At 76.7% G+C, this 19,641-nt stretch carries 16 protein-coding genes; 9 read left to right on the forward strand and 7 right to left on the reverse strand.

Features of this window, described 5'->3' with window-relative positions; genetic code table 11:
* Positions 1 to 14 precede the first annotated feature (14 nt).
* Genes rph through O7633_RS27305 form a run of 3 tightly spaced genes read left to right on the forward strand, consistent with a single transcriptional unit; the run spans position 15 to position 2,309 of the window.
* Positions 15 to 740 (forward strand): ribonuclease PH, encoded by a 726-nt coding sequence (gene rph / locus O7633_RS27295; RefSeq protein WP_282324437.1) that lies wholly within the window; start codon positions 15 to 17, stop codon positions 738 to 740.
* Positions 737 to 1,354, forward strand: coding sequence for an RdgB/HAM1 family non-canonical purine NTP pyrophosphatase (gene rdgB / locus O7633_RS27300; protein ID WP_282324438.1), 618 nt, complete (start codon positions 737 to 739; stop codon positions 1,352 to 1,354). Before rph ends, rdgB begins: the two co-directional genes overlap by 4 nt.
* 34 nt (positions 1,355 to 1,388) lie before the next feature.
* A complete protein-coding gene (locus O7633_RS27305; protein ID WP_278132660.1) occupies positions 1,389 to 2,309 on the forward strand; it encodes an AEC family transporter in 921 nt (306 codons plus the stop codon).
* 107 nt (positions 2,310 to 2,416) lie between these two features.
* Here O7633_RS27305 and hutH read toward each other — a convergent pair whose 3' ends face one another.
* The 6 genes from hutH to O7633_RS27335 are packed head-to-tail and all read right to left on the reverse strand — an operon-like array spanning position 2,417 to position 10,313.
* Positions 2,417 to 3,955, reverse strand: coding sequence for a histidine ammonia-lyase (gene hutH, locus O7633_RS27310; RefSeq protein ID WP_282324440.1), 1,539 nt, complete (start codon positions 3,953 to 3,955; stop codon positions 2,417 to 2,419).
* On the reverse strand, positions 3,943 to 5,121 hold the full coding sequence (gene hutI, locus O7633_RS27315) for an imidazolonepropionase (protein ID WP_282328658.1): 1,179 nt from the start codon (positions 5,119 to 5,121) through the stop codon (positions 3,943 to 3,945). Before hutI ends, hutH begins: the two co-directional genes overlap by 13 nt.
* Entirely contained in the window at positions 5,121 to 6,500 is a 1,380-nt protein-coding gene (locus O7633_RS27320; protein ID WP_282324441.1) for a formimidoylglutamate deiminase, read from the reverse strand. Before O7633_RS27320 ends, hutI begins: the two co-directional genes overlap by 1 nt.
* A gap of 39 nt (positions 6,501 to 6,539) precedes the next feature.
* Positions 6,540 to 7,781 (reverse strand): allantoate amidohydrolase, encoded by a 1,242-nt coding sequence (locus O7633_RS27325; RefSeq protein ID WP_282324442.1) that lies wholly within the window; start codon positions 7,779 to 7,781, stop codon positions 6,540 to 6,542.
* Positions 7,775 to 9,445 carry a urocanate hydratase gene (hutU, locus tag O7633_RS27330; protein ID WP_282324443.1) on the reverse strand — a complete coding sequence of 557 codons (1,671 nt, stop codon included), beginning with the start codon at positions 9,443 to 9,445 and terminating at the stop codon, positions 7,775 to 7,777. The genes O7633_RS27325 and hutU overlap by 7 nt, the downstream gene beginning before the upstream one ends.
* A gap of 13 nt (positions 9,446 to 9,458) precedes the next feature.
* Complete coding sequence (locus O7633_RS27335; protein ID WP_282324444.1) at positions 9,459 to 10,313, reverse strand: MurR/RpiR family transcriptional regulator; 855 nt, start codon at positions 10,311 to 10,313, stop codon at positions 9,459 to 9,461.
* 105 nt (positions 10,314 to 10,418) lie between these two features.
* Between O7633_RS27335 and O7633_RS27340 the strand changes: the two genes are divergently transcribed.
* The gene (locus tag O7633_RS27340; protein WP_282324445.1) at positions 10,419 to 12,419 is read left to right on the forward strand and encodes a trypsin-like peptidase domain-containing protein; all 2,001 of its coding nucleotides are present in this window, start codon (positions 10,419 to 10,421) and stop codon (positions 12,417 to 12,419) included.
* 21 nt (positions 12,420 to 12,440) lie between these two features.
* Here O7633_RS27340 and O7633_RS27345 read toward each other — a convergent pair whose 3' ends face one another.
* The gene (locus tag O7633_RS27345) at positions 12,441 to 13,298 is read right to left on the reverse strand and encodes a glycosyltransferase (protein ID WP_282324446.1); all 858 of its coding nucleotides are present in this window, start codon (positions 13,296 to 13,298) and stop codon (positions 12,441 to 12,443) included.
* Between the two features lie 147 nt (positions 13,299 to 13,445).
* Between O7633_RS27345 and O7633_RS27350 the strand changes: the two genes are divergently transcribed.
* The 5 genes from O7633_RS27350 (at position 13,446) to O7633_RS27370 (ending at position 19,617) form a co-directional block, all read left to right on the forward strand.
* The gene (locus O7633_RS27350; RefSeq protein ID WP_282324447.1) at positions 13,446 to 14,933 is read left to right on the forward strand and encodes a hypothetical protein; all 1,488 of its coding nucleotides are present in this window, start codon (positions 13,446 to 13,448) and stop codon (positions 14,931 to 14,933) included.
* Positions 14,899 to 15,759 carry a glycosyltransferase gene (locus O7633_RS27355; RefSeq protein WP_074473663.1) on the forward strand — a complete coding sequence of 287 codons (861 nt, stop codon included), beginning with the start codon at positions 14,899 to 14,901 and terminating at the stop codon, positions 15,757 to 15,759. The genes O7633_RS27350 and O7633_RS27355 overlap by 35 nt, the downstream gene beginning before the upstream one ends.
* 91 nt (positions 15,760 to 15,850) lie before the next feature.
* Positions 15,851 to 17,239 carry a polysaccharide biosynthesis C-terminal domain-containing protein gene (locus O7633_RS27360; protein ID WP_282324448.1) on the forward strand — a complete coding sequence of 463 codons (1,389 nt, stop codon included), beginning with the start codon at positions 15,851 to 15,853 and terminating at the stop codon, positions 17,237 to 17,239.
* The gene (locus O7633_RS27365; protein WP_282324449.1) at positions 17,229 to 18,398 is read left to right on the forward strand and encodes a polysaccharide pyruvyl transferase family protein; all 1,170 of its coding nucleotides are present in this window, start codon (positions 17,229 to 17,231) and stop codon (positions 18,396 to 18,398) included. Before O7633_RS27360 ends, O7633_RS27365 begins: the two co-directional genes overlap by 11 nt.
* Entirely contained in the window at positions 18,391 to 19,617 is a 1,227-nt protein-coding gene (locus tag O7633_RS27370) for an endo-1,4-beta-xylanase (protein ID WP_282324450.1), read from the forward strand. The genes O7633_RS27365 and O7633_RS27370 overlap by 8 nt, the downstream gene beginning before the upstream one ends.
* Positions 19,618 to 19,641: the final 24 nt, after the last annotated feature.

Consider the following 19,641-nt stretch of genomic DNA (forward strand, 5'->3'; position numbering starts at 1 on the left):
CATAGGGTGCAGGGATGGCGCGACCTGACGGGCGGCGGCCCGACCAACTCCGACCGGTGACCCTGAGCCGGGGCTGGAGCACCCACCCGGAGGGCTCCGTGCTCGTCGAGTTCGGCGGGACGCGGGTGCTGTGCACAGCGAGCGTCACGGAGGGGGTGCCCCGCTGGCGCAAGGGCTCCGGGCTCGGCTGGGTGACCGCCGAGTACGCGATGCTGCCCCGCGCCACGAACACCCGCTCCGACCGGGAGAGCGTCCGGGGCAAGGTCGGCGGGCGCACCCACGAGATCTCCCGGCTGATCGGCCGCAGCCTGCGGGCCGCCATCGACCTCAAGGCCCTGGGCGAGAACTCCGTCGTCCTCGACTGCGACGTGCTCCAGGCCGACGGCGGCACCCGCACCGCGGCCATCACCGGCGCGTACGTGGCGCTGCACGACGCGGTGACCTGGCTGGCCGCCCGCAAGGCGCTGGCCGGCAGGCCGGAGAAGGTGATGCACCGTTCCGTCGCCGCGGTCAGCGTCGGCGTGATCGCGGGCGAGGCCCGGCTGGACCTCTGCTACACCGAGGACGTGGCCGCCGAGGTCGACATGAACGTGGTCTGCACCGGGACCGGCGAGTTCGTCGAGGTGCAGGGGACGGGCGAGTCCGGCGTCTTCGCCCGCGACCAGCTCGACGCCCTGCTCGACCTGGCCGTGGCCGGCTGCGCGGAGTTGGCCGAGGCCCAGCGAAAGGCACTGTCATGACGAAGATCCTGCTCGCCACCCGTAACCGCAAGAAGCTCGTCGAGCTGCAGCGGATCCTCGACGGCGCGCTCGGCGCGCACCGGGTCGCGCTGCTCGGCCTCGACGACGTCGAGGAATACCCGGAGCTGCCGGAGACCGGCCTGACCTTCGGTGAGAACGCGCTGATCAAGGCGCGGGAGGGCTGCCGGCGCACCGGGCTGCCGACCATCGCCGACGACTCCGGTATCGCCGTGGACGCGCTGAACGGCATGCCCGGGGTGTTCAGTGCCCGCTGGTCCGGCAAGCACGGCGACGACCGGGCCAACCTGGAGCTGGTGCTGGACCAGATCGCCGACCTGCCCGACGAGCACCGGGGCGCGTCCTTCGTCTGCACGGTGGCCCTGGTGCTGCCCGGCGGCAAGGAGCACCTGGTCGACGGCCGCCAGGCCGGCCGGCTGCTGCGCGCGCCGCGCGGCGAGGGCGGCTTCGGGTACGATCCGATCTTCCTCGGCGACGGCCAGGACCGCACCAACGCGGAGCTGACCCCGCAGGAGAAGGACGCGGTCAGCCACCGGGGCAAGGCGCTGCGCGAGCTGGCGAAGCTGGTCGCGAAGGTGCTGCCGCCGGCGGCCTGACGGCGGGGCGGGCGGCGGTCGGCCGGGTGGCGACGTGCCTGGTGTGCTGACGGGGTTCGCCGTCATCGGCGCCGTCATCGGCGTCGGCTACCTGGTGGGCCGCCTCGGCGTGCTCGGGCCGGGGGCGTCCACGGTGCTGTCCCGGGTGGCGTTCTTCGTCGCGACCCCGGCGCTGCTGTTCGACACGGTCGCCCACGCCGACCTGCGCGAGGTCTTCTCGGCCGCCCTGGTCGTCACGGTTGCGGGCACCACCGTCGTGGCGGCGGTGTTCGTGCTGGTCGCGCGGCTGCTGTGGCGGCGTCCGGCGGCGGAGGCCACGATCGGGGCGCTCACGTCGTCGTACGTGAACGCGGCGAACATCGGCATCCCCGTCGCCGTCTACGTCCTCGGCGACGCGTCGTTCATCGCGCCGGTCATCATGTTCCAGCTCGTCGTGATGGCACCGGTCGCCTTCGCCGTGCTGGACACGGCGGTCGGCGGGCGGCGCTCGGTGGCCCGGTCGGTGGTCGCGCCGCTGGCCAATCCGGTCACGGTGGGCTGCGCCCTGGGCCTGGCCGTCAACCTGACCGGCTGGCTGCCGCCGGAGCCCGTGCTGCGGCCGGTGGAGCTGGTCGCGGCGATGGCCGTGCCCGCCGCCCTGCTGTCGTACGGGCTGTCGCTGCACGGCGCGCCCCGGCCCGGCTCCGGGGACACCGGGCGGGACGTGTGGCTGGCCGTCGCGCTGAAGACCCTGGCCCAGCCCGTCGTCGCGTACCTCGTGGCGCGGCACGCGCTGGGGTTGCCGCAGCCGACGGTGCTGGCCTGCACGGTCACGGCCGCGTTGCCGACCGCGCAGAACGTCTTCGTCTACGCGGTCCGCTACGACCGGGGCGTGGTGCTGGCCCGGGACGCGGTGCTGCTGTCCACCGTGGCGGCGGTGCCGGTGCTGATCGGCGTGGCGGTGCTCGGGAGCTGAGGCGGCGCGGCGCGAGGCCGGCCGGGCCGGGCAGGACGGCACGGCCGGGCGGGGACACGGCCGGGGAGGGCGGGACGGCGCGGCCAGGCGGGCCGGGCCGGCGACGCTCAGCCCAGCGGGCCGATCTCCCGCTCGATCGCCGCCCGCAGCTCCGGCCCGGCCACCACGGCGCGGGCGGCCTCCATCAGCGGGGCGAGGAAGACGTCCGGCCCCGGCTGGCCGGCGGCCCCGCCGAGCGCCGCGAGGGCGGCCCGCCCGGCCGGGGACGGCGTGAGCGGGGCGCGGAGCTGGAGGCCCCGCACGGCGGCCAGCAGCTCCACGGCGAGCAGGCTGGTCAGGTTGTCCAGCACGGTGCGCAGCTTCTTGGTGGCCGCCCAGCCCATCGACACGTGGTCCTCCTGCATGCCGCTGGTCGGCAGCGAGTCCACCGAGGCGGGCGCGGCGAGCCGGCGGTTCTCGGCGACGATCCCGGCGGCCGTGTACTGGGCGATCATCAGCCCCGAGTTGACCCCGGCGTCGGGGGAGAGGAACGCCGGCAGGTCCCGGTTGCGGGTGACGTCGAGCAGCCGGTCGACCCGCCGCTCGGCGATCGCCCCGACCTCGGCGGCGGCGATGGCCAGGAAGTCGGCGGCGAAGCCGAGCGGCGCGCCGTGGAAGTTGCCGGTCGACTCGACCCGCCCGTCGGGCAGCACGACGGGGTTGTCCACCACGGACACCAGCTCCCGGTCGGCCACCGCGCGCACGAAGTCCAGGGTGTCGCGGGCCGCCCCGGCGACCTGCGGCGCGCAGCGCATCGAGTACGCGTCCTGCACGGCGTGCGCCAGGTCGTCGCGGTGCGAGTCCATCACGGCGGAGTCCTGGAGCAGCCGGTGGATGTTCGCGGCCGACACGGACTGGCCGGGGTGCGGCCGGATCGCGTGCAGCTCCGGCAGGAACGGCCGCTCGGAGCCGAGCATCGCCTCGATGGCCAGCGCGGCCGTCACGTCGGCCAGGGTGAACAGGTGGGCCGCGTCGCGGATCGCCAGCAGCAGCATGCCGAGCATGCCGTCGGTGCCGTTGATCAGCGCGAGCCCCTCCTTCGCGGCGAGCTCGACCGGGGCCAGCCCGGCCGCGTCCAGCGCGTCGGCGGCGGGCAGCCGTTCGCCGGCCGGGCCGAGCACCCAGCCCTCGCCGAGCAGCACCAGCGCGCAGTGCGCGAGCGGGGCCAGGTCACCGGACGCGCCGAGCGAGCCGTGCTCCGGCACCCACGGGGTGACGTTGGCGTTGAGCAGGTCGACCAGAGCCTGCGCGACCAGCGGGCGGACCCCGGAGCGGCCCAGCGCCAGCGAGCGTACCCGCAGCAGCATCATCGCCCGGACCACCTCGCGGGGCATCGGCGCGCCCACCCCGGCGGCGTGCGAGCGGATCAGCGCGTGCTGCAACTCGGCCCGCCGATCGGGCGCGACGAACGTGTTGGCCAGCGCCCCGAACCCGGTGGAGACGCCGTAGACGGGGCGGCCGGCGGCCTCGATGCCGTCCACGATGGACCGGCTGGTGGCCATCGCCGCCACGGTGGACGGGTCGAGGACGACCTGCGCGCCGCCGCGCGCCACGGCGAGCACGTCGGCGGGGGAGATCCCGGTGGGCTGGACGGTCACGATCGACATTGCGGCACTCCGTTGTGCAGGACCTGGCGGATCAGGGGGACACCGGGCCGGTAGGCCAGGTGCAGGTGGGACGGGGCGTCGAGGACGATCAGGTCGGCCCGCGCGCCGGGCCGCAGCACCCCGACGTCGTCGCGGCGCAGCGCCCGCGCGCCCCCGGCGGTCGCGGCCCACACGGCCTCCGCCGGGGTCATCCGCATCTCGCGTACGGCGAGCGCGACGCAGAACGGCATCGACGAGGTGTACGACGACCCGGGGTTGCAGTCCGTCGCCAGCGCCACGGTCACGCCCGCGTCGAGCAGCCGCCGCGCGTCCGGGTACGGCGACCGGGTGGAGAACTCCGCCCCCGGCAGCAGGGTGGCCACGGTGGCCGAGCCGGCGAGCGCGTCGACGTCGGCGTCGGACAGGTGGGTGCAGTGGTCGACGCTGGCCGCGCCCAGCTCGACGCCGAGCTGCACCCCCGGGCCGGGGCCGAGCTGGTTGGCGTGCAGCCGCACCCCGAGCCCGGCGGCCTGCCCGACGGTGAGGATCGCCCGCGCGTGGTCGGCGTCGAACGCGCCCCGCTCGCAGAACACGTCGACCCAGCGGGCGTACGGCGCGGCGGCGGCGAGCATCGGCCCGCAGACCAGGCCCACGTAGTCGTCGGGGCGGCCGGCGTACTCGGCGGGGACGACGTGCGCGCCGAGGAACGTCGTCTCGGCGGTCACCTCGGCGGCGATCCGCAGGGAGCGGGCCTCTTCGGCGACGGTGAGGCCGTACCCGCTCTTGGTCTCGATCGTGGTGGTGCCCTGCCGCAGCGCCTCGCCGACCAGCCGGCGCACGGTGGCCCGCAGCTGGCCGTCGGAGGCGGCGCGGGTCGCGCCGACCGTGGTGCGGATGCCCCCGCCCGTGTACGGCTCGCCGGCCATCCGGGCGGCGAACTCGGCGGCCCGGTCCCCGGCGAAGACCAGGTGGGCGTGGCTGTCCACGAAGCCCGGCAGGACCGCGCCGCCCCGCGCGTCGACGCGGCGGTCGGCGGCGGGCGCGTAGCGCGCCGGCCCGACCCAGGCGACCCGGCCGTCCTCGATCAGCACGGCGGCGTCGCGGCGCAGGCCCAGCGGGCTGCCGTCGCCGGTGCCGGCCACGTTGGTGACCAGCTCGCCGATGTCGTCGACCAGCAGGCTGCCGATCACCGGGTCACCGCCCCGATGGCGGCGCGCAGCTCGGCGGGCACGTCCACGGTCAGGTGCCGCCCGTCGGCGACCACCTGCCGGCCGTCGACGACCACCGAGGCGACGTCGGCGGCGGTCGCCGCGAAGAACGCGCCGGCCGGCGGCACCCCGGCGGTGCGGGCGGTGTCCAGGCGCACGGTCACCAGGTCGGCGCGGGCCCCGACGGCGAGCCGGCCGGCGTCGGCCCAGCCCAGCGCGGCGTGCCCGGCGGCGGTCGCGGCGGCCAGCAGCTCCGCCGGGGCGAAGTGCCCCCGGCGGCGGGTGCGCAGCCGCTCGTCCAGCTCCACCGCCCGCGCCTCCTCGAACGGGTCGACGACGGCGTGGCTGTCGCTGCCCAGGCTCAGGGCGACGCCCGCGTCGGCGAGCCGCCGCGCCGGCCCGATCCCGTCGGCCAGGTCCCGCTCGGTGGTGGGGCAGAGGCAGACCCCGGCGCGGGCCCCGCCCAGCAGCGTCACGTCGGCGCTGGTCAGGTGGGTGGCGTGCACGGCGGTCGTGGCCGGGGTGAGCGCCCCCCGGTCGGCCAGCAGCCGGGTCGGCGTGCAGCCGTACGCGGCCCGGCAGGCGTCGTTCTCGGCCGGCTGCTCGGACAGGTGCACGTGCAGCGGCACCCCCGCGTTGCGGGCGGCGAAGGGGGCGATCTGGTCGGCCGGCACCGCCCGCACCGAGTGCAGCGCCGCCCCGATCCGGGCGTGCGGCCGGCCTCGTTGCGCGGCGGTCAGCCGGTCGTGCCGGTCGGACCACCCGTCGACGTCGCCGTCGCCGAAGCGCCGCTGCGGCCCGGCGAGCGGCGCGCCGCCGACGGTGGCGGTCAGGTAGAGCGTGTCGAGCAGGGTGAGCCGGATGCCGGCCTGGGCGGCGGCCTCGATCAGGGCCGCGCCCATCGCGTTCGGGTCGGCGTAGCCGGTGCCGTCGGGGCCGTGGTGCAGGTAGTGGAACTCGCCGACGCAGGTGATCCCGGCGAGGGCCATCTCGGCGTACGCGGCGCGGGCCAGGGCCAGGTAGCCGTCCGGGTCGAGGCGGGCGGCCACCTTGTACATCCGGTCGCGCCAGCTCCAGAAGTCGCCCCGCCCGCCCTGACCGCCGTCCGCGCCCTGGGTGCGCCCGCGCAGGGCGCGGTGGAACGCGTGCGAGTGGGCGTTGGCCAGGCCGGGCAGGGTGAGCCCGGGCAGCCGTACGGCGTCGGCCAGCACCTCGACCCCGGCGGTGGGCGCGCCGTCGGCCGACAGCGGGGCGATGGCGGTGATCCGGCCGCCGTCGGCCTCGATCAGCACGTCGGCGGTGGGCTCGGGCCGGTCGGGCAGCCACGCGTGCTCGGCGAGCCAGCGGGTGGCGGTCATCGTCGCGGCTCCCCGGTCATCGGCACGTCAGCTCCCCGGTCATCGGCACGTCAGCTCCGTCAGCACCCGGGCCAGGGCGGCCACCCCGGCGGCGCAGTCGGCGTCGGTGGCCGCCTCGGCGGGGGAGTGCGACACCCCGGTCGGGTTGCGCACGAACAGCATCGCCGTGGGCAGCCGCCCGGCGAGGACCCCCGCGTCGTGGCCCGCCCCGGTGGGCAGCACCGGCGCGTCGAGCAGCGCCGCGAGCCGCCGGCCGAGGTCGCCGTCGAAGCCGACCAGCGGCGTCGCCGACTCCTCGGTCACGGTGACCTCCGTGCCGTCGCGCCCGGCCCGCTCGGTCGCCTTGGCGCGGACCGCCTCGACCAGGCCGGCGACGGTCTCCGGGTCGGCGGCGCGGGCGTCCAGCCAGCCGGTCACCCGCGCCGGGATCGCGTTGGTGGCGTTCGGCTCGACCCGGACCCGGCCCACCGTGGCGTGCGCGCCGCGCAGCCGGGCCTCCTTGTTGGCCGCGAGCACCGTGAACGCGTACGTGAGCATGGGGTCGCGGCGGTCGGCCATCCGGGTCGTACCGGCGTGGTTGCCCTCGCCGTGGAAGTCGAAGCGCCAGCGGCCGTGCGGCCAGATGGCGCTGGCGACCGCGACGGGCGCGCCCTGGTCGACCAGCGCGCGGCCCTGCTCGACGTGCAGCTCCACGAAGCACGACCAGCCGGCGAGCAGGTCGGGGCGGGGGCCCGCCGGCCGGTCGCCCAGCGCCTCGGCCAGGCTCACCCCGTCGGCGTCGCGCAGCCCGGCCGCGTGGTCGGCGTCGAGCGCGCCGGTGAGCAGCCTCGACCCCAGGCAGGGTACGCCGAACCGGGCCCCCTCCTCCTCGGCGAACGCGGCCACCACGAGGGGCCGGGACGGGGTGACGCCGGCGGCGCGCAGCTCGTCCACGGCGAGGAACGCGCTGACGATGCCGAGCGGCCCGTCGTACGCGCCGCCGTGCGGCACCGAGTCGAAGTGGCTGCCGGTCAGCACCGCCTGCGGCGCGTCGGGCTCGCCCCAGCGGGCGAAGAGGTTGCCGTTGCCGTCGACGGTCACCGGCATGGCCCGACGCTCGGCCTGCGCCCGGAACCAGTCGCGCAGGGCCAGCTCGGGGCCGGTGAACGCGTACCGCAGGTAGCCGCCGCTGCCGGCGTCGCGCCCGATCGGCGCGATCTGATCCCACAGCTCGCGGAACCGCCGCTGGCTGCTGTGGTCGTCGTTAGGAAGGGGCCCTTCACCTGCAGAATGCGTTAACAAGGGGCCCCTCCTTGCACCTCGGCCATCGGGACGCGGACGCCGGTGCGGGCGGCGACCTCGCGGGCGGCGTCGTAACCGGCGTCGACGTGCCGGATGACGCCCATCGCCGGGTCGTTGGTGAGCACCCGCTCGATCTTCTGCCCGGCCAGCGGGGTGCCGTCGGCGACGCAGACCTGACCGGCGTGGATGGACCGGCCGATGCCGACCCCGCCGCCGTGGTGGATGGACACCCAGGACGCCCCGCTAGCCGTGTTGACCAGCGCGTTGAGCAGCGGCCAGTCGGCGATCGCGTCGGAGCCGTCGGCCATTGCCTCGGTCTCCCGGTAGGGGCTGGCGACGCTGCCGCAGTCGAGGTGGTCGCGGCCGATCACCACCGGCGCGGAGAGCTCGCCGGAGGCGACCATCTCGTTGAACCGCACCCCGGCGCGGTCGCGCTCGCCGTAGCCGAGCCAGCAGATCCGCGCCGGCAGGCCCTGGAACGCGACCCGCTCGCCGGCCAGCCGGATCCACCGGGCCAGCGACTCGTTCTCGGGGAACAGGTCGAGGATCGCCCGGTCGGTGGCGGCGATGTCGGCCGGGTCGCCGGAGAGCGCCGCCCAGCGGAACGGGCCCTTGCCCTCGCAGAACAGCGGCCGGATGTACGCCGGCACGAAGCCGGGGAAGTCGAACGCCCGCTCGTAGCCACCGAGGCGCGCCTCGCCCCGGATCGAGTTGCCGTAGTCGAAGACCTCCGCGCCGGCGTCGAGGAAGCCGACCATCGCCTCGACGTGCCTCGCCATCGACTCCCGCGCCCGGTCGGTGAACTCGGCCGGCTTCGCCTTCGCGTAGTCGGGCGCGTCGGCCGGCTCCACCCCCTCCGGCACGTAGGACAGCGGGTCGTGCGCGCTGGTCTGGTCGGTGACGACGTCGATCGGCACGCCCCGGCGCAGCAGCTCGGGGAAGACCGTGGCCGCGTTGCCGACGACGCCGACCGACAGCGCCCGGCGGTCCCGCTTCGCGGCGAGCACCCGCTCGACGGCGTCGTCGAGGGAGTCGGCGACCTCGTCGAGGTAACGGTCGCGCACCCGGCGGTCCAGCCGGGACCGGTCGACGTCGACGATCAGGCACGCGCCGCCGTTCATGGTGACCGCGAGGGGCTGCGCCCCGCCCATCCCGCCGCAGCCGGCGGTGAGCGTCAGCGTCCCGGCGAGCGTGCCGTCCCTGAAGCACTTCGCGGCGACGGCCGCGAACGTCTCGTAGGTGCCCTGGAGGATGCCCTGGGTGCCGATGTAGATCCACGAACCGGCGGTCATCTGCCCGTACATGGTCAGGCCGAGCGACTCCAGGCGGCGGAACTCCGGCCAGGTGGCCCAGTCGCCGACCAGGTTGGAGTTGGCCAGCAGCACCCGGGGGGCCCACTCGTGGGTGCGCAGCACCCCGACCGGGCGGCCGGACTGCACCAGCATCGTCTCGTCGTCGCGCAGGTCGGTGAGCGTGCGCACCAGCGCGTGGTACGACGGCCAGTCCCGCGCCGCCCGCCCGGTGCCGCCGTAGACGACCAGGTCGTCGGGGCGCTCGGCCACCTCCGGGTCGAGGTTGTTCATCAGCATCCGCAGGGCGGCCTCCTGCGGCCACCCCCGGGCGGTGAGCGCGGCCCCCCGGGCGGCGCGGACGGGCTGGGGCATCTCGTCTCTCCTCTCAGCCGAGGAACAACTGGCGACGGGCGGCGGAGGACTCGAAGGCCTCCAGCCGGCGCTGGGTCTCGGCGGGGGCGGCGTCGCAGATGGCCTGAAGGACCACCATCGCCAGGGTCATCGGTGCGGTGTGCAGGTCGAACACGAGGTCGGTGCCGACGGCGGCGGGGAGCACCACCTCGGCGTGCTCGGTCGCGGGGCTGACCGGCGAGTCGGTGATGGCCACCACCGTCAGCCCGGCGGCCCGCGCCTCGGCCAGCGCGTCGAGGGTCTCCCGGGGGTAGCGGGGCAGGACGAAGGCCAGCAGCGCGGTCGCGCCGGCCGCCGCGGCCTGCTCCAGGCGGTCGGCGAGCAGGCTGCCGCCGTCGTCGAGCACCCGCACGTCGGGGTGCACCTTCGCGGCGAAGAACGCGAAGTACGCGGCCAGCGGCGCGGCGGCCCGCAGCCCGAGCACCGGCAGGGGGCGGCTCGCGGCGAGCAGCTTGCCGACGGCGGCGATCCGGTCGGTGTCGGCCAGCTCGCCGGCCAGCCGCTCCAGGTTGGCCACCTCGGTGTAGACGGCGCGTTGCAGCTCGTTGCCGCCGGAGGGCTCGTCGGTGCCGGCGGCGCCGGTCAGCTCGCGCAGCCGGCGGCGCAGCGCCGGGTAGCCGTCGTGGCCGAGCGCGACGGCGAACCGGGTCACCGACGGCTGGCTGACGCCGGCCAGCTCGGCCACCTCGGCCGCTGACAGGTACGCCGCCGCGGCGGCGTGCTGCACCAGGCTGTGCGCGATGCGCCGCTGCGTCGGGGTGAGCCGGACGCCCTGGAAGAGGTCGAGCACCCGGGCGGCGGACGCCCCGGAGGTGCCTCCTTCATTCATGGCCTGACCCTATGCATGAAAACTTTCAGAGGCAACCCCGCGACGGCCTCCCGCGTCGTGCCGCCTCGGTACTATCCGCACGGCGGGTGAACAGAGGAGTGGGGCATGCAGCCGGAGGGTCCGTACAGGTTCACCGAGGCGTCGGGCGTGTGCCAGGTCGGCAGCGTCTGGTGGGCGGTGGACGGTCAGGACCGGCTGCTGACCATCGCCGTGCTGGAGGGGGCCGCCGCCGCCGACCGGCCCTGGCGGGAGGCGTTCACCAACGCGGCGGACACCCTCGCGCAGACCCCCGGCGGCCCCCGCTACGTCAACGCCGACTTCGCCGCCGCCCGCCCCTGGGTGGCCTACCCGGCCGAGGTGGAGAACGCCGCCGACAAACTCTTCGGCCTGCTCGGCATGCCGCTGCGCTCGCCCCACCTGGAGCCCGTCGGCGACCCGGCCACCCGGGGGGCGACGCCGGCACCCACCCCGGCCACGCCGACCACCCCGGGCAGGCCGACCCCGGCCACGCCGACCTCGGCCGTCCCCGCCTCGGCCGTCCCCGCCTCGGCCGTCCCCGCCTCGGGTCAGCCCGCCTCCGGTGTCCCGGTCTCGGGAACGCCCAGCTCGGCGGTGCCCGCCTCCGGAGCGCCCGTGTCCGGGATGCCCGGCTCGGGGGCGCCGCCGGTCTGGGCGGCGCACGCCACCGGCTCGCCGGTCGTCGCGACCGCGCCGGCGGAGCCGCCGGCCGCCCACCCCGGGTTCGCCGACCCGCCGCCGCACGACCCGTTCGCGTCGCCCGCCCGGCGCATCCAGCCGTCCCCGCCGCCCCGCCCGCGCACCGGGCTGCGGCTCGGCGTCGCGGCGCTGGCCCTGGTCGTGCTCGCCGCGGGCGGCGGGCTCGCGGCCTGGGCCGTCACCCGGGGCGCGGACGCGCCGTCGCCGGCCGGCCCCGCCGGGGCGTTCCCGACCGTCACCCCCGCCGCCGGCTTCCGCCCGTGGAGCCAGGCGGCCCCCTACAGCGCGCAGGAACGGGCGCTCGCCACCGCCGCGCCGGGGCTCGTCTTCGTCGAGGCCGTGTTCAACGGATACCTGCGCGACGGGCGGACCGGGGCGCTGCTCAACCCGACGCCCGTCACGTTCCAGCGGCGGTGCAGCGGCTTCGTGGTCGACCCCGCCGGGCACGTGCTCACCAACGGCCAGTGCGTCGCCCCCGACGAGCCGGTCGCCCGGGAGCGGGCCCTCTACACCCTCGGCCGGATCCTCGTCGCCGGCAAGAAGCTCACCTCGGGCGCGCTCGACGGCTGGGTCCGGTCGCGGACGGCCGGCACCCGGTTCACCGGCAAGGAGCCGGACCGTCCCCCGTCCAGCCAGGTCTTCGTGCAGCTCAACCAGGCCACCGGCGGGCTCACCGGCACCCCGGCGATCGCCGGGGAGGTGGTCCGCACCCGGGCCGCCGACGCCGGGGACCTCGCCCTGGTCAGGGTCGCCCGGCCCGACCTGCCCGCCGTCGAGCTGGGCGACGCCGCCGCGCTGACGCCGGGCGGCGTGGTGGCGGTCGCCGGCTACCACACCGTCGACGCCGACTTCCGCGACGCCACCTACACGCTGCGCTCGAAGACCGTGCAGGTCACCGCCACCGACACCGGCCAGGGCCCGGTGCCGCTGTTCCGGATCGGCGACGACATCGGGATCTACTCCCACGGCGGCGTCGCGCTCGACCCCGCCGGCCGGGTCGTCGGCGTACTCACCAACGACCGGTCCGGGGCGGGTGGGGCCAACCGGGCCGTGGTGCCGGTCACCGCCGCCCGGGAGCTGCTCGCCGAGGCCGGGGTCACGCCCGCGCTCGGCGACGCCGACCGGCTCTACCGGCGCGGGCTGGACGCGTACTTCACCGGGCGGGACGACACGGCGGTGTCCCAACTGGACGCCGTCGCCCGGGGCGGCAACGGCAACGAGCTCGCCGAGGCGTACCGGCAGAGCGCCGCCGACCGGCAGCAGCTCACGGCGGCGGCGCCGGAGCAGTCCAACCTGCCCACGGTCCTGTTCTCGGGGCTCGGCGGCGCGCTGCTCGCCGCGCTCGCGATCGGCGTGGTGCTGCTGGCGCGGCGTCGATCGCGCCGCTGACCCCGGCCCTCCTTCGGGCGGTCAGCGGGTCGAGGTGTCCCGGCCCCACGCCCCGCGCGGGTGGCGGCGGGCGCGCAGCGCGGCGGCGAGCGTGACGGCCACGTAGACCACGGCGGCCGGCGCGAGCCAGGGGCGGGGCAGCACCACGTCCCGCAGCCAGGACGACGGGACCGACGGGCGGATCCCGGGGTGCGAGGCGCGCAGCATGGCGTTGCCGGCCCGCACCCGGGCCAGCGTGCGGACCAGGTCCCGCAGCGTCCGGGGGGTCTGCACGACCGACGCCACCGCCGACACCTCGCGCTTCTCGGCCGAGGCGAACCGGGAGTCCAGGAAGAGATCGTCGGCGATCTCGGCCGGGAACCGGTCGAAGCGCTCCCGTCCCGCCGCCGACACGCCCAGCACGCCCCGGCCGAACAGCGCGTCGGCGAAGATCGGCAACCGGGTGTTGATCGCGTAGTAGGCGCGCACCAGCAGCGGCCGGCCGGTGGTGACCATCTCCCGGCGGGGCGTCACGGCCAGCGGCGGGTCCACCGGGGCGGTCAGCGCGGCGGCCATCGCGCGCAGCGCGCCGGGGCCGAGGACCACGTCGGCGTCCAGATAGAACCGGGGGAAGCCGCGCGCCACCGCGTCCCCGGCGTTCAGCGCGGCCGCCTTGCCCGCCTCGGCCAGCTCCACCACCCGTACGCCGGGCCGCGCGGCGGCCACCCGCGCCGTGTCGTCCGTGCAGCCGTTGGCCACCACGACGATGTCCAGCTCGACGCCGGAGCCGGGGCCCGCGTCGGCGAGCAGCGCGTCCAGGCAGCCGCCGATGACGTTCGCCTCGTCGTGGGCGGCGATGACCACACCGATCGGGACGGGGCGGGGCGGGGGGCTCGGCACGGCTGACCAGCTTGCCGGACGGGCCGCCGCACCGGCAAGCCGGGGTCGCGTCGCCGCGCGCCCCGCCGGGCGGCCTCGGGGTCAGCGGACGGGGCCCCCGCGTTGGTATCGTCCTGGTGTTTCGCCCCTTACCGACGGTTGGACAAGGTGGACAGTCCCACGCCGCTCACCGCCCCCGGCCCCCGGCTCGCGGGCGGCACGCCGGAGCGGCTCGACCGGGCCGCCGGCCACCTCGCCACCGCCGCGCTGGCGCTGATCGCGGTCAAGCCCCTGCTCGACATCGGCGAGCGCGACGCGGGCGGCGGGGTCGACCTGGGCGTCCTGCTCAGCGCCGTCGGGGCGGGCTGCATGCTGGCCGCCCTCGCGGCGGCGGTGCTCGCGGCCCGCCGGCTGCCGCCGCGCCCCGTGCTGGCGATGCTGCTCGCCCTCGCCCTGCTGCTGGTCGTCTCCGGGTTCAGCTACCTGGCGGCCGGTCCGCGCGCCGACCTGCTGGCCCTGTTCGACATCCGTCGCTACCCCATCTACGGTCCACGGCTCGACCCCGCCTCGGCGATCCCCGCCGAGGCGGTGCGGCTGCTGGTCAGCTTCGCCCCGGTGGCGCTGATCGGGATGGCGCTGATGAGCCCGGCCCGGTTCCCCGTCCGCCGGCTGGCCGGGGTGGCGGCCGTCGTGCTGGCCGGCGCGGTCGTCCACTGCGCGCTGGCCTGGCTCCAGGTGGCGGGCGTCGTGCCCTACTCGTTCTACTTCGAGCTGCCCGGCCAGAAGATCGGCCGGGCGTCGGGGGGCTACTACCACCCGATGTCGCTCGGGCGGCTGCTGATGTTCTCGGTGTTCCTCTGCTACGTGCTCGGCGACCGGCTCCGGGCGGCCGGCGACCGGCTGCGCCTGACGCCGCTGCGCCGCTACGCGCTGATCGGCCTCTTCGTGGCCACCGGCGCGGTGTCGCTGCACCGGCTCACCATCGGCTGCCTGCTGGTGATCGTGGTCGCCTTCGAGGCGCGGCGGCTGGGGGCCCTGCGGGCCGCGCTGGGCACCCGCGTCGGCCGGCGGCGGGTCGTGGCCGTGGCCGCCGGCCTGCTCGCGGCCGGCGGGGTCGCCGTCGCGCTCGCGGGCGAGACCGTCCGGGAGCGGGCCGGGGTGGCGCTGACCGAGGTCGGCTCGCTCGACGTACGCTCCGACACGTTCATGCACGGCCGGGGCGCGATCTGGAACGACGTGGCCCGCGTCCTGCACCGGTCCACGCCGGACGTCTGGCTCTTCGGGTTCGGCTACGAGCCGTGGGACATGCACAACGACCTGCTGCGCATCCTCGTCGTCTGGGGCGTCGTCGGCCTCGTCGCGGTCGTCGGGATCGTCGCCGGCCTCCACGTCGTCGTCCGGCGGCGGTGCGCCGACCCGGCGCAGCGCTGGGCGCTCGGCGTGCTCTACGCGGTCTTCGTGCTCTTCGGGCTCACCCAGAAGCCGATGGCGTACCCGTACTTCATGTGGCTGTTCCTCTTCGGGCAGCTGGTGATCCTGTCGCCCGGCGGCGCGGCGGGCGCGTCGCCGGGCGACGCCACGGTCGCGGCCGAGGTCGAACGGGGGGAGGAGGGGCGGCTCGATGAGGCATCCACTGCCGGCGTCCGTCCAGGGTGAGCACGACGCGGACGGGGTGGCGCACGCGGGCGACGACGCGGCCGTGGTGCCGACGTTCTCGGTCTGCATCGTGGTCCGCGACCGCGCCGAGCTGCTGGTCGACGCGGTGCGCAGCGTGCTGGCCAACCACCACCGGGACTTCGAGCTGGTCGTGGTCGACGACGGCTCGGCCGTTCCGGTCACCCGGGTGCTGGCGGAGGCGGGCGTGTCCGCCGACCGGCGGGTCCGGGTGCTCAGCCTGCCGCCGAGCGGCATCGCCCGGGCCCGCAACGTCGCCCTGCGCGCCGCGACCGGCCGCTACATCACGGTGCTGGACTCCGACGACGAGCTCTCCGCCGACGCGCTGGGCCGGCTGCACGACCTGCTCACCGCCACCGGCGGCGGCTGGGTCTACGTCGACTACCACGAGGTGCGCGGCGACGCCTCCCGGCGCATCCGGCTGCCCGAATACACTTCGGCGCGCACCATGCTGCTGGGCGTGCTGACCCGCCCCCGGCTGCCGTTCAAGCACTCCGGCACCACCATCGACCGGCGGGTGCTGGAGCGCATCGGCGGGTACGACGAGAGCTTCCGGCTCTTCGAGGACGTGGAGCTGATGCTGCGGGCGCTGCGCGCCGGCGTGCACCCCCGGCACCTGCCCCACCCGGTGGTCCGGTTCCGCCGGCACGACGGCAACATCACCCGGGGCCGCCTCGGCGGCCTGGTCTTCTGGTTCCGGCTGGTCGACATGTACCGCCCGTCGCGGACGCCCGGCGTGGCGCTGGGCATCAAGGCGCTGCGCACCCTCAGCGAGACGGGGAAGTGGCTTGTCAGCCTCGGCCGTTGACGCCGGGCGCGGCGGCGAACCGCGGCGCGGGCGGGAGCCGGACTCCGGCCCCGGGCCGCACCCGAGGCCCGGGCGCGGTCGGGCGGCCACCATGCTGGCCCAGGTCGGCCTGCTGGGGCTGAGCCAGGCCGGCGTCACCGTCGCCGCGTTCGGCAGCCAGGTGCTGCTCGCCCGCACGCTCACCCGGGAGGACTTCGGCTCGTTCACCGCCGTGCTGGCCGTGGTGTCGCTGACCGCCCCGCTGGCCGTGTTCGGCGTCTCCGAGCTGTGGTTGCAGGTGTTCGGGCAGGAGGGCGCGCGGGCGTACCGGTGGGTGGGGCCGTCGCTGCGGCTGGCCGGCGCGGCCTGCGCGGCGCTGCTGCTCGGCGTGCTGGCCTGGAGCGCCGCCGAGCTGCCCGACGTCACGGCGGCGGCGGTGCGGGCGCTGCTCGCCACCGTCGTGGTCGCCCAGGCGGCGCTCGCGCTGGCCGGCTCGGTGCGGCAGCTGCGCGGCGACTACCGTGGCCTGTCCGCGCTCCAGCTGGCCCCCCACCTGGGCCGGGTGCTGGTCACCGTGGCGGTCTGGGCGGCCGGGCTGTCGGTCGTCGCCGCGGCGGCCGGGTACGCGGTCGTCGCCGTGGCCACCGTCGCCGCCTGCCTGCTGGCCTCCCGCGAGTTCCGGCGCGGCGCGATGCCGCTGGAGGGCCACCCGGCCCCCGCCGCCCGCGCCGCCGTCCCGGCCCCCGGTGCCGTCCCGGCTCCCGCCGTCGTCCCGGCTGGCCCCGCCGTCCCGGCCGGGGGCCTCGACGCCGGCCCCCGGCCGGGCGAGCTGCTGGGGGCGGCCACACCCTACGTGCTCGGCAACGTCTGCTACCTGCTCGGCATCCACTTCGGCACGGTCCTCGCCGCCGAGCTGCTCGGCGGGGCGGAGGCGGCCCTGCTCGCCGTGCCGATGGCCGTGCTCACCGCCGTCTACCTGGTGCCCCGGGTCGTCTACCAGCAGTACCTGCTGGGCAAGCTGCACCGCTGGGCCGGCTCGGACGCCGAGGCGGTGCTGCTGGCGTACCGCTGGGGCAGCGCCGGGATGGTCGCGCTCGGCGCGGTCGTCGCGGCGGCGGTGGCGGTCGGCGGCCTGGTGGCCCTGCCGGTGGTGTTCGGCCCGGAATACCGCGACGCCGCGCCGGTGCTGGCGGTGCTGGCGCTGGCGGTGCCGTTCCGGTTCGGCGGCGCCGCCGTGGCCGCGCTGCTGACCAGCGGCGGGCTGCTGCGCCGCAAGGTGGCGTACCAGGCCGTGGGCGCCGTGGTGCTGCTGGCGGCGCTGGCGGTGGCCGTCCCGGTGTGGGGCGTGCGCGGTGCCGCCGGGGCGACGGTGCTGGCGGAGGCGGTACTCTGCTGCCTGCTCTGGGTCGCCGCCCGACGGGGCGTCGTGGGCGACGCCCCGCTGCCCACCTGGCGCGACCTGCGCAGGCGCCTGAGCAGGGAGGCTCCCCGTGCGTCCTGAACCGGCCCCCACCCGTCCCGCGCCGGCCGCCGTGGCCCGCCGGCCCCTGGTCGTCGGCTACTACGGCATGGAGAACGTCGGCGACAACGCGTTCTGCGTCGTGATGGACTGGGCGACCCGGGTCTACTGGGGAGCCGAGGAGCCCGTCTTCGCCGCGCCGCCCATGGTGGACCTGCCGCCGGAGCGCACCGGCATGGACCCGCGCTGGTACCGCTCGCGCGGCACCGCCGACCGGGCCGGCTGGGTGCTCAACAAGGCCGCCCTGCTGCGCCGCTCCACCATGCTGGTCTTCGGCGGCGGCTCCGTGTTCCGCGAGATGGGGCCGCTGAGCGAGAAGAAGGTCTTCTCGCTCTTCTCCGGGGTGTCCGGGCATCCGATGGCCGCCGTCGGGGTCTCCGTCGGCCCGTTCGTCTCCGCCGCCTCCGAGCGCCGGTTGCTGCGCGTCCTGCGCCGGGTCGCCTTCATCGGGGTACGCGACATCGCCTCCGCCGAGGTCCTCGAACGGGCCGGCTACCCGGGCGTGCTGGTGCCCGCCGGTGACCTCGCCGGCCTGCTGCCGGAGGCGCTCGGCGAGCCTGTCCCGCCGCGCCGGCCGCGCCCCACCGGCCGGGCCCGCCTCGGCGTGACCCTGCTCGGCGTCGACCACGAGGCCGCCGACGCCGATGTGCGCCGCCGCGAGGACGCCCTGGTCGAGGGGGTGCGCGCGCTGGTGCGCGCCGAGCCCGTCGACGTCACCGTGTTCGTGTTCAACACCCACCCGCTGCACGGCGACGAGCGGGTCGGCGAGCGGCTGCGGGCCGCCGTCGCCGGGCACTGCGACGTGCGGGTCGTCACCGCCCGCGACGGCGTGCGGGCCTGCTGGGACGAGATGAAGCGCTGCGACCTCGGGCTGCACATGCGGCTGCACGGGGCCGTCTTCGCGTACCTGGCGGGGGTACCGTTCACCCTCGTGCCGTACCAGCGCAAGTGCGACGACTTCCTCGACGAGATCGGGCAGCCGGCGGCGCTGCGCACGCCCCGGATGCCCGGCGACGCGGCGGCGGTGACCTGCACGCTGACCGGCCTGCTCGCCACCGAGGAGGTGCCGGAGCTGCCCCGGGCGATCTACGCCGAGCGCGCCCGGCGCAACTTCACAGCCGCCCCCTGGGCCCGTGGGTGACGGCGGCCGGAGCCTCGACCGGGCGTCGCTGCCCCACCCCGACGACGCCGCCGGGGCCGTGGCCGGCGCGCCCACCCGACCCCGGCCGGTTCCGGCGGTGACCCGGCCGCGCCCGCTCACCGCCGCCGGCCTGCTGGTGGCGGCGGCGCTGGTCGTCGCCACCGTGCTGCTCGCCGGCATGGCCGCCGTCGGCACCGGCCGCGCCGGCGACCCGGGCGGGGCCGCCCGGTCCGCCCCGGCCTACATTCCGTCGGCGGCCGGCACGCTGCGCGGCCTCGCCCCGGCCGGGACGCTGATCGGCACGGCCGTCGACCCGAGGGGCCTCAACCTCGACCCCGCCTACCCGGGCGTCCTCGCCGCCGAGTTCAACGCGGTCACCGCGGAAAACGCGATGAAGTGGCGCAACCTGGAGCCCTCGCCCGGGGTGTACGCGTGGGCCGGCGGCGACCAGATCGTCGACCTGGCCCACCGCAACGGCCAGGCCGTCTACGGTCACACCCTGGTCTGGCACAACGACGTGCCCGACTGGGTCTCCCCGGACTGGTCGGCGCAGCGGCTGCGGGAGGTGCTGCGCCGGCACGTGACCGCCGTCGTCGCGCACTACCGGGGCCGGGTGTGGGCCTGGGACGTGGTCAACGAGGTGCTCGCCGAGGACGGCTCCCTGCGCGACACCCTCTGGCTGCGCAAGCTCGGCCCCGGCTACGTCGCCGACGCGTTCCGCTGGGCCCGCCAGGCCGACCCCGACGCCAGGCTGTTCGTCAACGAGTACGGCACCGAGGGGCGGACCGCGAAGGCCGACGCGCTGCTGGAGCTGGTGCGGCGGCTGCGGGCCGACGGCGTACCGGTCGACGGGGTGGGCTTCCAGGGGCACCTGGACGCCGAACGCCCACCCCAGGATGTCCGGGGCAACCTGCGCCGGTTCGCCGCGCTGGGCGTGCGCGTCGCCGTCACCGAGCTGGACGTGCGGGTACGGCTCCCCGCGACGGCGGAGGGGCTGCGCCGCCAGGCGACCGTGTACCGGGACGTGCTGCGCGCCTGCCTGGACGTGGCGGCCTGCGCGTCGGTCACCGTGTGGGGGTTCACCGACGCCCGTAGCTGGATCCCCGGCTACCACGTCGGCTTCGGCGCGGCCTGCCTCTTCGACGCCGACTTCCGGCCGAAGCCGGCCCACGCGGCGCTGCTCGACGAGCTGGCGGCGCGGCGGCGCACCGGCGGCTGACGCCCCCCGGGGAGAAACCGCCGG

It is taken from the genome of Micromonospora sp. WMMD712, from assembly GCF_029581295.1.
Taxonomy (GTDB): domain Bacteria; phylum Actinomycetota; class Actinomycetes; order Mycobacteriales; family Micromonosporaceae; genus Micromonospora; species Micromonospora carbonacea.